General features: G+C 69.1%; 14 protein-coding genes. 7 read left to right on the top strand and 7 right to left on the bottom strand.

What is annotated here, in order from left to right:
- Positions 1-6 precede the first annotated feature (6 nt).
- The gene (locus tag ABFT43_RS13295; RefSeq protein WP_347960834.1) at positions 7-969 is read left to right on the top strand and encodes a hypothetical protein; all 963 of its coding nucleotides are present in this window, start codon (positions 7-9) and stop codon (positions 967-969) included.
- A gap of 82 nt (positions 970-1,051) precedes the next feature.
- Here ABFT43_RS13295 and ABFT43_RS13300 read toward each other — a convergent pair whose 3' ends face one another.
- The gene (locus tag ABFT43_RS13300; protein WP_347960835.1) at positions 1,052-1,519 is read right to left on the bottom strand and encodes a nitroreductase family deazaflavin-dependent oxidoreductase; all 468 of its coding nucleotides are present in this window, start codon (positions 1,517-1,519) and stop codon (positions 1,052-1,054) included.
- Positions 1,520-1,602: 83 nt separating this feature from the next.
- Here ABFT43_RS13300 and ABFT43_RS13305 point away from each other — a divergent pair, with 83 nt between their 5' ends.
- Positions 1,603-2,559, top strand: a complete 957-nt coding sequence (locus ABFT43_RS13305) for an N-acetylglucosamine kinase (protein ID WP_347960836.1) — start codon at positions 1,603-1,605, stop codon at positions 2,557-2,559.
- Positions 2,560-2,562: 3 nt separating this feature from the next.
- Here the strand turns inward: ABFT43_RS13305 and ABFT43_RS13310 are convergent, their stop codons facing one another.
- Complete coding sequence (locus tag ABFT43_RS13310; RefSeq protein WP_347960837.1) at positions 2,563-3,405, bottom strand: crotonase/enoyl-CoA hydratase family protein; 843 nt, start codon at positions 3,403-3,405, stop codon at positions 2,563-2,565.
- A 112-nt stretch (positions 3,406-3,517) separates the two neighbouring features.
- Between ABFT43_RS13310 and ABFT43_RS13315 the strand changes: the two genes are divergently transcribed.
- Positions 3,518-4,177 (top strand): PaaI family thioesterase, encoded by a 660-nt coding sequence (locus tag ABFT43_RS13315; RefSeq protein ID WP_347960838.1) that lies wholly within the window; start codon positions 3,518-3,520, stop codon positions 4,175-4,177.
- On the opposite strand, the gene ABFT43_RS13320 is transcribed toward ABFT43_RS13315, so the two are convergent.
- The 3 genes from ABFT43_RS13320 to ABFT43_RS13330 all read right to left on the bottom strand — a co-directional run bounded on the left by ABFT43_RS13320 (position 4,174) and on the right by ABFT43_RS13330 (position 7,333).
- Positions 4,174-4,761 carry a dihydrofolate reductase family protein gene (locus ABFT43_RS13320; protein ID WP_347960839.1) on the bottom strand — a complete coding sequence of 196 codons (588 nt, stop codon included), beginning with the start codon at positions 4,759-4,761 and terminating at the stop codon, positions 4,174-4,176. The two genes, ABFT43_RS13315 and ABFT43_RS13320, sit on opposite strands and share 4 nt — an antisense overlap.
- Positions 4,761-5,726, bottom strand: coding sequence for a helix-turn-helix transcriptional regulator (locus ABFT43_RS13325; protein ID WP_347960840.1), 966 nt, complete (start codon positions 5,724-5,726; stop codon positions 4,761-4,763). The genes ABFT43_RS13320 and ABFT43_RS13325 overlap by 1 nt, the downstream gene beginning before the upstream one ends.
- A gap of 353 nt (positions 5,727-6,079) precedes the next feature.
- Positions 6,080-7,333 (bottom strand): MFS transporter, encoded by a 1,254-nt coding sequence (locus ABFT43_RS13330; RefSeq protein ID WP_347960841.1) that lies wholly within the window; start codon positions 7,331-7,333, stop codon positions 6,080-6,082.
- Between the two features lie 94 nt (positions 7,334-7,427).
- On the opposite strand from ABFT43_RS13330, the gene ABFT43_RS13335 reads away from it, so the two are divergent.
- Both ABFT43_RS13335 and ABFT43_RS13340 read left to right on the top strand, forming a co-directional pair.
- A complete protein-coding gene (locus ABFT43_RS13335; RefSeq protein ID WP_109239466.1) occupies positions 7,428-7,802 on the top strand; it encodes an ArsR/SmtB family transcription factor in 375 nt (124 codons plus the stop codon).
- 194 nt (positions 7,803-7,996) lie between these two features.
- Positions 7,997-8,587, top strand: a complete 591-nt coding sequence (locus tag ABFT43_RS13340; RefSeq protein WP_347960842.1) for a CGNR zinc finger domain-containing protein — start codon at positions 7,997-7,999, stop codon at positions 8,585-8,587.
- A 482-nt stretch (positions 8,588-9,069) separates the two neighbouring features.
- On the opposite strand, the gene ABFT43_RS13345 is transcribed toward ABFT43_RS13340, so the two are convergent.
- Positions 9,070-9,882: an ABC transporter permease gene (locus ABFT43_RS13345; RefSeq protein ID WP_347960843.1), complete on the bottom strand. Its 813-nt coding sequence runs from the start codon at positions 9,880-9,882 to the stop codon at positions 9,070-9,072.
- The gene (locus ABFT43_RS13350) at positions 9,879-10,802 is read right to left on the bottom strand and encodes an ABC transporter ATP-binding protein (protein WP_109239469.1); all 924 of its coding nucleotides are present in this window, start codon (positions 10,800-10,802) and stop codon (positions 9,879-9,881) included. The genes ABFT43_RS13345 and ABFT43_RS13350 overlap by 4 nt, the downstream gene beginning before the upstream one ends.
- A 124-nt stretch (positions 10,803-10,926) precedes the next feature.
- Here ABFT43_RS13350 and ABFT43_RS13355 point away from each other — a divergent pair, with 124 nt between their 5' ends.
- Positions 10,927-12,090, top strand: a complete 1,164-nt coding sequence (locus ABFT43_RS13355; RefSeq protein ID WP_347960844.1) for a sensor histidine kinase — start codon at positions 10,927-10,929, stop codon at positions 12,088-12,090.
- Positions 12,087-12,737 (top strand): response regulator, encoded by a 651-nt coding sequence (locus ABFT43_RS13360; protein ID WP_109239470.1) that lies wholly within the window; start codon positions 12,087-12,089, stop codon positions 12,735-12,737. The genes ABFT43_RS13355 and ABFT43_RS13360 overlap by 4 nt, the downstream gene beginning before the upstream one ends.
- Positions 12,738-12,772: the final 35 nt, after the last annotated feature.

Here is a 12,772-nt window from a genome sequence, read left to right on the forward strand (position 1 = left end):
GCGCCGATGAGCCGCCGCGCATGGACGATCCTCTTCGGGATCGGGGCGCTGCTGCTCGCGGTCGTGCTGGTGTCCGTGCTCCTCGTGGGCCTGTCCCGCGAGGACGAACACGCCCGCACGCCCGGCGAGGCCGTCCGCACCTATCTGACGGCCCTGGCCGACGCCGACGCGTCGCACGCGCTGTCGGTGATCTATCCGCGTCCCGACGAACGGTTCCTCACCGACCGCACCCTCCGACAGCAGCGGTCCGACGCCCCGATCAGCGACATCGAGGTCGCCGATGCCGAGACAGGGGAGGCGGGTGAGCAGGTCGGCGTCGTCCGTGCGCGCTACCGGATCGGCGGCCGGGAGGTGGACACCGAGATCGCGACGCGGCGCGCCGGTGACGGCTGGGCCGTCGTCGACGGCGCGATCGCCGTGCACATCGAATCGCTGCAGGTCCCACGCCCGACCCTCTTCGGCGCCGAGGTGGAGCAGGGGGATACGGTGCACGTCTTCCCCGGACCGTTGCGATGGGGCTCCCGCGACACCGACTTCACCGCCACCGCTGTCGACGACCCGCCGCTGACCCCGCAAGCCCCGGTGTCGGTGACGGTCGTGGCCGAACTGAGCCCTACTGGGGTGTCCGCGGTCACCGACGCGGTGTCGGCATACCTCACCCGATGCGCCGCGTCCACCCGCGCCGACGCGGGTTCCGATGTCGACGGCTGTACCCAGCGGCTACACCGTTCCGCTGTCGACGGCAACGTTCGCTGGACGGCGCCGACCGACCTCTCCGGCCTGCGGTATCTGCTCCGACGCCCCGGCGGGGTGGTCGACGTCGCGGGCGCCGTCGAATGGCGCGTCTCCTACACGCCCGAATACGACGAGAACGGTCCTCGGGTCGAGACGACCGACGACCAGTACCTGGTCGGTGAGGTCGACCTGACCGCCGGGCCGCCGACGTTCAGCGCCGAACCGGCCGCGTGACCCTCACGTGGATCGAACAGGCGCGAGCCCGTGACCCGCCGCACAAGGGTCGACGTGGCAACCCGCACCTCCGGTCATTACATCAGACCGGGCGGATCCGGAAGACGGGAATCCGTCGCTCCGTGCGCTTCTCATAGAGATCGAAGTTCGGCCACACGGTGCGTAGCTTCTGCCACGCCTCGGCCCGCTCGTCGCCCTCGAGTTCGGTCGGCACCGCGGTGGAGGTCTCACCGTGGACCACGATCTCGATCTGGTCTGCCGCGCGGATGTTGTACACCCAGGCCGGCATCTTGGGTCCGCCGAAGTAGGAGCCGGCGATGAGCCAGTCGTCACCGTCGGGGACCGCGAGCAATCGGGTGACGCGGAGGGCGCCGGTCTTGCGGCCGGGGACCTTGATGGTGATGTTGGGAAGGTCGGCGATGTCGAGGAGGGTCACCCGATTGCGGGTGACCGTCTGAATGGCGTTGTCACCCATCACGATCTGCGGGAGATAACGAGGCATCCAGGGAATCGATCCGATCTTGATCGCAAGGCTGCGCCGCACCTTCATCTGCCCAGTCTTACACGACCACTCGACGCGTCGACAGTCGACGATCGGTCGCTCGGCCCGCCGGAGGGGATACCGTTGCGATCGTGGGCGAGCATGCGACGGGATACTTCCTCATCGACGGCGGTCAGACGGGTACGCGCCTGCGCATCGAGTCGTCCGCGGGTGACGGCGGCCGGGTGATCGACGATCGGGAACTCGGGCCGGTCCGCACCGACCGTCCGGTGGTCGAGCAGATCGGGCAGGCCGTGCGCGGCGTCGTGGACGAGGCCGGCATCGGCTCCGGCGACTGGATCCTGGCCGCCGGGATCACCGGTCTCACCCCGCAGGCCGCGCGGCCGTCGGCGCTGCTCGCGTCGCTGACCGATATCGGGGTGAATGCCGTTGTGCTGTCCCATGATTCGGTGACCGCATATCTCGCCGCCAACGCCGGCGAACCCGGTGTGGTCACCGCGGTCGGCACGGGCGTCGTCACGCTCGGCGTCGGGCGGGCGGGCGTGCACCGGGTCGACGGCTGGGGATACCTGTTCGGCGACGCCGGGAGCGCCTACTGGATGGGCCGGGCCGGGATCGACGCCGCGTTACGGGCTCTCGACGGACGCGGCGACGCCACGGTGCTGCAGGAGCACGCCGCCGACCTGTTCGGTCCGCTGCCCGAGCTCTACATGGTGGTCCAGGGAGACCCGGCGCGCGTCGCGCTGGTCGCGGGTTTCGCGAGGATGGTCGACGAGGCGGCACGGTCCGGTGACGTGGTCGCCCGGCGCATCGTCGACGACGCCGCGGCCGAACTCGCCCACTCGGCGGTGACCGCGCTGGCGCGCAGCGGTCACCGCCCGGGAGAGTCGGCGCGGATCAGTTGGATGGGCAGTGTCATGACGGCCAACGACAGGCTCCGCGAGCGGTTCGTCGAGGTCGTCTCCGAGCGGGCGCCCGGCGTCGACGTCGCGCCGCCGTACGGTCGCCCCCTCGACGGGGTACGGGGGCTCATCGATCTCGACGCCGGCCATCCGCTGTCGGCCGAGGTGCACGTCGCACGGCTCTGAGTCTCAGCGACCCTTGAACTCCGGCTTGCGCTTCTCGAAGACGGCGGTGATGGCCTCCTGCAGGTCCTCGCTGGGGAGGAACGCCGAATTCCAGGCCGCCACATACCGCAGGCTGTCGTGGACAGCGGCACTGCGGGTGTGGTCGAGCACGGCCTTGATGCCGTGGACGACCAGCGGCGGGTTGTCGGCGATCTCGCGCGCGGTGGCGCGCGCCTGCGCCAGCACGGCGGCCTGGTCGTCGGCGACCGCATTGACCAGGCCGATCTTCTCGGCGTGCGCGGCGTCGAAGTCGCGGCCGGTCAGGGCGAGCTCGCGCATGTGACCGTCGCCGATGATGAACGGCAGCCGGGCGAAGGTGCCCACGTCGGCGACCATGCCGACCTTGATCTCGCGGATGCTGAACCTGGCGTCGGCGCTGGCGTAACGGACGTCGGCGGCGCAGATCAGGTCGACGCCACCGCCGATGCACCAGCCCGAGACGGCGGCGACGACCGGCTTGCGACAGTCTGCGACCGCGGTGATCGCGGCCTGCAGCTTGCGCAGCGAATCCAGGAACTCGGTGCGCGCCGCGGCCTTGGCATTGTCGGCCAGGACGCCGGCGAGGGTGCCGCCCATGGCGACGAGGTCGAGCCCGTAGGAGAAGTGCTTGCCCGACCCGGTCAGCACGACCGCGCGGACCGCGGGATCGGTGTCGATGTGCCCGAAGATCTCCGGCAGCTCGCGCCAGAAGTCCGGGCCCATGGCGTTGCCCTTGCCGGGGCCCTTGAGGGAGACCTCGGCGATGTCGTCGGCGACGGTGACGTCGAACGCGATCCAGTCACGGTCATTCCAGGCTTGGTCAGTCATGCGACGCAGCTTACTCGGCGGTCAGTAGGTCTCGTGCCCGGACCGGCGCCGCGATTTCCCGCCGCGCCGACCCCCGCGGGCATGACCGCCGGGACCTCTGTTAGATGGACGCATGAGCGGATACATCCAGGAGGATCTCTCTCCCGAGGAGCTCGCGCACAAGTCGGAGCTCGCGTCGTCGATCGCGGAAAGCGTGCGGGAGCTGATCGACGCCACGGTGCGCACGGAGGTGGACGAGACCGACATCGCCGAAGCGCGCCGCCTGATCGAGGCCGCCACGGCGATTCTCCGCAAGGAACAACTGCCCGGCGCATTCGGCATCCGGTTCAACGCCGACGGCACCAAGCGGTCGTGGGGCAACGCGGTCCTTGGTCGGCGCAACCCGATCGCCCCGCCGGTGGTGCTCAACCACGAACCCGACCTCAGCTGGACCGAGGTCGAGTTGGGGGCGGCGTACGAGGGCCCGGCCGGTCTCGTGCACGGCGGGGTGCTGGCGTTGATCCTCGACCAGTTGCTCGGTTCGACCGCCGAGTACCAGCAGGTCCCGGGTATGACCGGCACCCTCACCGTCCGCTACCGGAGTGCGACCCCGCTCGGCCGCATCCGCGGCGAGGCGCGTGTGAACCGGGTCGAGGGCGTGAAAACCTTTGTCACCGGCTCCATCTCGGTCGGAGACAAGGTCACCGCCGAGGCCGAGGGCATCTTCATCCTGCCGAAGTGGGCGCGCGGGGAGAAATCCGAGGTGTTGCGCCGGTCGGTGGGCGAGGGCTAGGTGGCCGACGCGCCCGCGGACGCCGTGTCGGCGGCGTCGCCGGGCGCCTTCCGCGGGCCGACGATCGAGTAACGCGCACACAGGAAGGCCTTGTTGCGGTCGAACTCCTGCAGATCCAGGTCGAATCGGCGCGGGAAGAGCGGACGCCCGGATCCCAGGGTGACCGGCGCGATCGACACGATCATGTCGTCGAGCATCCCGGCCTCGGCGAACTGAGCGGCCAGATCACCGCCGCCGACAATCCACACGTCCTTGCCGCCGCTCACATCGAGCAGACGTTCCCGATGCTCGGCGGGATCGCCGCTGACCACGGTGATCGAGTCGTGGACGGGCTCGATCGCCCGATGTGTGAACACGAAGGACGGGATCTCGTACGGCCACGGTTTGCCCTCCGCGAGCTCGTTGTCGAGCAGCCACCGATAGGTCGTGTATCCCATCACCGCAATCCCGACGTTCGCGAAGAAGTCGTCGTAGCTCATCGGGCCGTTCTCGTCGATGGGTTGGCCGAGCAGCCAGTCGAGGCTGTCGTGGTCGTCGGCGAGGAACCCGTCGAGGGTGGTCGCGGTGTAGTAGCGAAATGCCATCAGAATCCTCCGGAATGTTTGCGGTGCCATGTGATCGGATCGGGGTCGAGATGGGCGACGTCGACGCCGGCGTCGCGCAGCATCCACCGCGCGAGCTGGCGGCGATGCGTGGAGAAGGTCAGGACGTGTGCGACGATCTGGGCGAGCAGAAACGATTCGGGTGGATCACACAGTGCGTCGATAACACTGTCCTGCCAGGCATTTCGACGACGGATGTCCCGGATCAGGGCGAGCCACCGGGGAGTGATCTGCCGGTGCAGTTCGACGAGCCCGGTCAGGTCCGACGGCGGATCCGGCGGCGTGTCGGCGCCCTCGATCGTCGCCAGCCAGGGTAGTTTGTCGGCGACGAGATGCGAGAACACCTGCGCGAGAGACTCTTCCGGCCCACTCCACACCAGGTTCTGATGACCTGGCAGACGTCTGCGCGTCCACTCCGCGTCGTCGACGGCTTTCGCGGCATCGAGCAGGGCGTCGACGTCGTCGAGGTCGTGTCGGACCATCAGCATCACGATGTCGCCGGCGCTCTCCACCGTCGGCGTGCCGCTGTCGACGTACAGCGCCGTGGGGGAGTGGAAGTGGATGCCGTTGGGTGCCGGCAACCAGTGGCTGTGTCCACCGGACGACTGCGCTCGTTCCGACGCCGCGCGACTCGGGCTGAACCCGAACGCACGGCCGAAGGCGCGGGCGAACCCGTCGACCGACTCGTATCCGGACTCGAACGCCACCTCGGTCACCGTCCTGCCACGCTGCAGCAGCCACGCCGCACGTTCGAGCAGAACCCGCCTGCGCAACGCCACCGGCGATTCACCCGCTCCCCGGCTGACCTGCCGCGCGAAATGGAACGGTGACGAGTAGGCGCCGGTCGCCATTTCCTCGAGTGTCGAGTGCTCGTCGGACAGCACGGCTTCGAGCAACTCGCGCAGTCGGTCGCGATCACCGGGCGTCGGGGTGTCGGAGGTCGTCACGCATCGAGTATGGCCGGCCGGGGTTCCGTTCGACCCGACCGAAATTGCTGCGGTCGGCCGGACGCTGGGCCGGCATCGGTCCCGGTTCGGCGACGGGGCTCCTTGGTCTTCCCGGTGTCCGGCCGCACCGTTGACGGATCTTCGTCCAGGTCACCGGGATCCGGGGATTTCGACTGCAATACCGAGCCCATGCCCACCCGCAGCGCCGTCACCTCGACCGCGTCGAACCCGTCGCCGAACGAATGTGTCGGCCGGGATGCGAACTGTGGTGCGGCCGTCTTCCGGCAGCGCGCGGGTCGAGGCCGCGTTGACGCGCGACCGCGACAGGTCCCGATGGGCCACGACGACGAGTGCTACTCCGACCGCTGTTCGCTCCGTTCCGCCGCGACCGGTTCGGGCTCGACGACGTCCGGATGAGAGCCGGTGCGCGCGCGGACCACGACCAGGGCGACGATGGCGGTGAGACCGAGGATGCCGGCGAAGGCGAGCACCGCGGAGGGGAGTCCCCACGTGTCGGCGAGATGGCCGGTGGCGATGGGAAGCGCGGCGGCGGGGATGTAACCGGCGATGTTCAGGGCCGCGTTCGACTCCGCGCGCCGGGTGACGGGGATGCGGGTGGCGATCAGCGTCAGCCCCGCGAGCTGCCCGAGGCCCTGCGCGACACCGGAGAGCAGCGCCGACACCGCGAACACGACGGGGGAGGGCAGGACCGTCACCGAGAGTCCGAGCAGGACCATACCGACGACGGCGGCCACCGAGCTGAGCAACAGGTGCGTACGGGTGGTCAGCCGGGAGAGTGCGAACTGGACACCCGTGGCGGCCAGGAACATCGCGCACGCGATCGCGCCCGCCGCGAGTGAGTTCGTGACCCCGATCGCCTCACGCAACACGGAGGGGCCGAGGGAGAGCACGAAGGAGGTCGCGGTGATGCCGGGGGCGAACGTCGCAATGCCCCACGCCACCTCGCGGCGGTGCTCCGGCGGCGGGCTCGGGAACTGCCACCGGCGCCGGGGAGTCGGCGCGGGGCGCATCAACGGCAGAAGCAGGGCGAGGATCGCGCCCGCGGAGGTGGCCGCGGTCATGATCACGAACACCGTGCTCTGCGGACGGTCGAGTAGTTGCGCCAGTAGTCCCGAGACGAGCGGCCCCAGACCGGCGCCGAAGACCATCGAGGCCGAGGACAGCAGCGACGCCTGATGTCGGGAGCGGGTGGGAGCGAGGTCGACCACCGCCGCCATCCCCGCCGTCACGGCGGCGCCGACGGAGATTCCGGCGAGCAGGCGTGCGACCAGCAACCACACCACGTCCCGCGCGAGCAGGAACAGCACGCTGGAAAACACCGCGAGCAGCACACCGGGCACGAGCACGAGGCGCCTGCCGTACCGGTCCGCGATCCGCCCCGCGACCGACAACGTGATGATGAGCCCGGCGATGTACGCGGCGAAGATCACCGTGAGCGTGGCCGAGGAGAACCCCCACTCGTCCTGCCATCGCACGTAGAGCGGTGTCGGCGCGTTCGATAGCGCGAACACCGCGGTAACCGTGCCCGCCGCCGCAACCGACCACCCCAGCCGTGTCCCAGCGCGCCCGCTGGTGTCCGTTCTCATCCCACCTCCAGTTCGAGTTGATTCGTATCGGTTCGGAAATAGTCGAACAGAATCGACGGTACGAATCAAGTCGTACAACGGGTATGATGAGGGCATGAGGGCACTCGCGATGACCTACCGCGACGAGAAGACTCCGGACGACCTGCCGGCGCCGCTGCCCGAACCGGCTCGCGAGGACATCCGCTTGGAGAAGGTCTTCGCGGTACTCTCCGAACCGCTCCGCCTGACGATCGTGCAGCGGCTTCTCACCGAATCCGAGTACTACGACCACACCTGCGGCTGGTTTGGCTTCGACCGTCCGAAGTCCACCCTCACCCACCACTTCAAGGCCCTGCGCGAAGCCGGTGTCATCACGCAACGCCAGTACGGCCTCGAACGCCGCAGTCGGGTCCGCCTCGACGACCTCGACGCCCGCTTCCCCGGGCTCGTCGATCTGATCCTCGCCTGGACTCCCGCCGTCCGCGCCTGACGCCGGTCGCACCTGACGGCGGGCAGGCCGACGAAAGCGAGGTTCCCCGTCTCGGAGACCCCGTGCGGGCATCGACGGTCGGACCCGTCGTCGTGGAACCGCGCCCTCTGAACTCCTCAGCCCTCTCGCCGAACTCCTCAAGGTGGTTCGGGATCGATTGTTGGAGTGGGTTCGACCGAGAGGGGAGCGATCGCATGGATGGCCGTGCTTCGCAGTTCCGGCTGGACAACCCCGTGCCGGCGTTCCGGTTCACGGCCACACTCATCGACAGCTTCGGTGTCGCGGTGGAACGACTCGTCACGCCGACGTCGCCGGCGACCTGGTTCGAGCTGAACGGCTTCGGGCCCCGCCCCGTGAACTCGCCGAAGGCGACCTGGTGCGCGCGCGGGAGCTGCGGGAGGTCATCCACCGGATCGGAACGGCGACGGCGACCGACGGAGAATCCGACCCCGCCGACGTCGACCGACGGAGAATCCGACCCCGCCGACGTCGACCGGCTCAACGAGTTCTCCGTCGCCGGGGCCGGCCACCTGACCCTCGAACACGGCCGCGCCACCTGGTGCCTGCCTTCGAGGAGTTGGGTCGACAGTCTGTTCGGGGTCATCGCCGATGACGCCGTCCGGGTGCTCGGCGGCGAGTCGCGAACGCGGGTGCGCGCATGTGCGCGGCCGGAGTGTCGCGGCCTGTACGTCGACACGAGTCGTGCGGGCACGCGCCGTGGGTGCTCGATGAACTACTGCGGCAACCGGCAGAAGAAGCAGAACCTGCGCGCTTCCACGCGCTGACGGCCGGGATGTGGCTTGTCGGCGGGAAGGTGTGCAAGTAATCCGGAACCGGTTGAACCGGTTCTGATGAGGAGGGTGCGCACGCGACATGATCGCGTCCTACCTCGCCACGCACGAAGGACACTGACCCGGTGAGAAGAGGGGAACGCCCCGCCTCCCCGCTCGTCGGATACACCGGCCCCAGACACATACGGCCCCAGACACCACACGTCGTCGGGAACCGGGGATCTCTGCTCCACGGTGGATGGGGGAGTGTCCCGTCTCGGCGTGAGAGACGCACTCGGTTGCCACCCGCGCACGGTCCCGGTTCGCCAACGGGGTCTCGGTCTTCTCCGGCGTCCGGCCGGGCGGCGACGGATCTTCGTCCAGGTGGCCGGGATCGCGAGGAATTCGCCGGTGATACCGGGCCGGTGCCGACACCGCGGGTACCGCCGGCGACCCCTCGTCACCGGTGGTACCCGCGCCGGCCGTTTGTCGTCGGGTTACTTGATCTCCGACCTCATCACCCGAACGATGCCGAGTCCGAGGGGGATCACGATCCACACGATCGCGGACACCAGCAGGCGGGCCCACTCACCGCCGGTGGCCCACTCGCCGGACTGGAACGGCATCTGCGTGAGCGTGGTGTCGATCCACTGGCCGAGATTGTCTTTGAACCAGGGGACCAGTTCGCTGACCACCGACAGGGCGGTCGGGAGCGCGAAGTAGGCGACGATCGCACCCGGGGTGTTGAGGATCAGTGCCGCGAAGGCGAATCCCAGCAACAGTCCGAACGCCTGGATCACAAAGGAATTCACGAACCCGGCCATCCCGAGCTCCCAGGCTCCTGCGGGGTCGGCGAAGGCGATCGCCGCGATGCCGTTGCCGATCACGCCGAGCACCAGCGCGATCGCGACCGCGGCCACCGCGGTGATGACCGACGCCACGAGTTTGGCGCCGATGATGCGTTGGCGGCGCGGCTCGATCGTGAAGGTGGTCAACGCGGTTCGCTGACTCCATTCACCGGTGACCAGCAGGATCGCCAGGATCGGCAGGATGATCGCCGTCGGGATGTTCATCATGCCGAAGAACTCACCGAGATCGAGGTTCTCCGGGGTGTTCCGGTTCGCGATCAGCATCGCGACGGTGATGATCACCGAGATGAGCGCGATCGACGCGGTCAGCCAGAAGCTGGCCCGGGTGTCGACGAGTTTCCTCAGCTCGACCCTGACGAGACGTGTGAACGGGATACCCGGGCGGTCGACATCGATCCCGGCGGTGGGCGGAAGCGGTGCCCGGAAGTCGGCGACGGTCATCGGAGGGCTCCTTCGAGGGTGGTGGTTTCACGCTGGGTGTCGGCGGTGAGCTGCAGGAACATCTCCTCGAGCTGCGCGCCGTCGGCGGGCCGCAATTCGGTGAGGACGACGCCGATCGCGGCGGCGGCCCGCCCGACCTCGACGGGCTCGGCCTCGACGTCGAGACCGCCCGAGGCGGACGGGCGTGCCACGATCCCCGCGGCCGTCAGCGCCTGCAGTAGGGCCTCGTCGTCGAGCGAGTGCACCCGGGTGCCCGCACCCGCGAGCAGTTCTGCCTTCGTGCCCTGCGCGACGATCCGCCCGCCGCCGATGACGACGATGTCGTCGGCGATGATCTCGATCTCGTGCAGCAGGTGCGACGACAAGAGAACGGTTCCGCCCCGATCTGCGTAGTCGCGCAACAGGGTTCGCATCCAGTGGATGCCGGCCGGGTCGAGTCCGTTGGCCGGCTCGTCGAGGATGAGGATCTTGGGGTCGCCGAGCAACGCGGCCGCGATACCGAGCCGCTGCCGCATGCCGAGGGAATAATTGCGGACCCGGCGGTTCGCCTCTTCCGGTGTGAGGCTGACCATTTCGAGCATCTCGTCGACGCGGTCGGAACCGATGCCCATCGTCATCGCGGCGAGCCGCAGGATCTCTGCGCCGGTGCGGCCGGCGTGCTGTGCGGACGCGTCGAGCAGAACACCGACCTGGGTGGCGGGATTCGGGATCGACCGGTAGTCCACGCCGTACAGTTGCGCGGTTCCCGACGTCGCCGGGGTGAGCCCGGCGATGATCCGCATCGTCGTCGACTTGCCCGCCCCGTTCGGGCCGAGGAACCCGGTCACCTGACCCGGCCGGCACGTGAACGAGACATCGTCCACCGCGACGTGGTCGCCGTAGCGCTTCGTGAGGTTCTGGACTGTGATCATGGCGTCCATCGTGGTCCGCCGCGGGTCCCGCACACATCGGCCGCGGGGACGGAAGTCCATCAGCCGAAAGTCGTAGAGCGCGCCAGACGATGGTCGGACGCCGGAACCGACAAATCCGACTACGGTTGTGGACGTGCAACCCGAGCAGTACCAACCCCGGCTGACGTGGGCCGGTCACACCTGGCGGCTGGCCCTGATGCTGCTGATCTCGGTGGTCGCCTTCGGTTCCCGCGCCGATTATCTCTGGGACGAGGTGCGGTGGTGGTTCTTCCTCGACCTCGCGCTCGGCGCGGTGTCGTACGCCGTCATCTGGTGGCGACGCCGGTTTCCGGTCGCCGTCGCCGTGTTCACCAACGTCGTGGGCGTCGTGTCGGCGACCTCACTGGGGCCGGCGGTCCTCGCGCTGGTATCGGTGTCGACGCGACGTCGATGGCGCGAGATCATCCCGCTGGCGATCCTGTGCCTCGTCGCGAACGTGGTTGCCGTCGAGTTCTTCTCCACGCCCGCCGAGGAGGACGACCCGGTTCTCGTGCAGTACGCCGTCACCGCCGCGGCCACGGCGGCGATGGTGGCCTGGGGCATGTACATCGGGTCTCGCCGTGAACTGCTGGCCAGTTGGCGGGCCCGGGCGCTGGCGTCGGAGGCCGAACAGCAGGCCCGGGTTCAGCAGGCACGCTCGATGGAGCGGGCACGGATCGCTCGCGAGATGCACGACATCCTCGCCCACCGGATCTCGGCGATGAGTATGTCCGCCGGTGCGCTCGCATACCGCACCGATCTCACCGGGGAACAGGTTCGCGAGACCGCCAAGACGATCCAGGAGACCTCGCACCTGGCACTGACCGAACTGCGCGAGGTCCTCGGAGTGCTGCGTGAGGGGCCCGGCGACGCCGAGCCCGAGGAGCCGCAGCAGCAGGCCCCGGACATCCCGGCTCTGGTGGAAGAGGCCCGCACGCTCGGGATGCGGATCGACTCCCGCTGCGAGATCGACGTCGCCACACTTCCCCCGGCGATCGCCCGCACCCTGTACCGGTGCGTCCAGGAGGCGCTCACCAACGCTCGCAGGCACGCGCCGAACGTGCCGGTCACGCTGCACATCCGCGGCGGGGAGGACCATGGCATCGACCTGCTCGTGGAGAACCCCCTGCCCCTGTCGGCGCCCGCCACCGCCCCGGTCCCCGGGTTCGGTCTGGTCGGTCTCGCCGAGCGCGTCGGCCTGCAGGGCGGCCGCCAGTCGGCCACGGTCAGCGAGGACAAGCGATTCCTGCTCCACGTCTGGCTACCGTGGCAGGCATGACCGCGCGCATCATGATCGTCGACGACGACCCGTTGGTCCGATCGGGCCTCAGGCTCCTCCTCGGCGGCGACCCGGGACTGGAGATCGTCGCCGACGCCGCGAACGGCCAGGAGGCCCTCGACAGCCACGGTGCCGATCCGGTGGACCTGGTGCTGATGGACCTGCGGATGCCGGTGCTCGACGGAATCGCGGCCACCGGCCGCCTCAAGGCGACGGAGAATCCGCCCGCGGTGATCGTCTTGACCACCTTCGACGCCGACGACTTCGTGGTCCGCGCACTCGCCATGGGGGCCGACGGCTTCCTCCTCAAGGACACCCCGCCCGACGAGATCGTCGCCGCCATCCACAACGTGCTCGCCGGACAACCCGCGCTGAGCCCCTCGGTCACGGCGGCGCTGATCAAACAGGTCGTCGACGGTGGGGGAGCCCGATCCGCCTCTGCGGCAACCAGAATCGCCACACTCACCGCGCGCGAGAAGGACGTCGCGGTCGAACTCGCGCGCGGCGCGTCGAACGCCGAGATCGCCGAACGCCTCTACATGAGTCTCGCGACGGTGAAGGCCCACATCTCCCACATCTTCACCAAGCTCGACGCCTCCAACCGCGTGCAGGTGGCGATCCTCATGCACGATGCGGGCGAGGTGTGAGGGCCGGTCAGGCCATCAGCGGCAGGTCCGGCGTG

Origin of the sequence: Gordonia aurantiaca (assembly GCF_039939235.1) — a bacterium.
In the GTDB taxonomy this organism is placed as follows: domain Bacteria; phylum Actinomycetota; class Actinomycetes; order Mycobacteriales; family Mycobacteriaceae; genus Gordonia.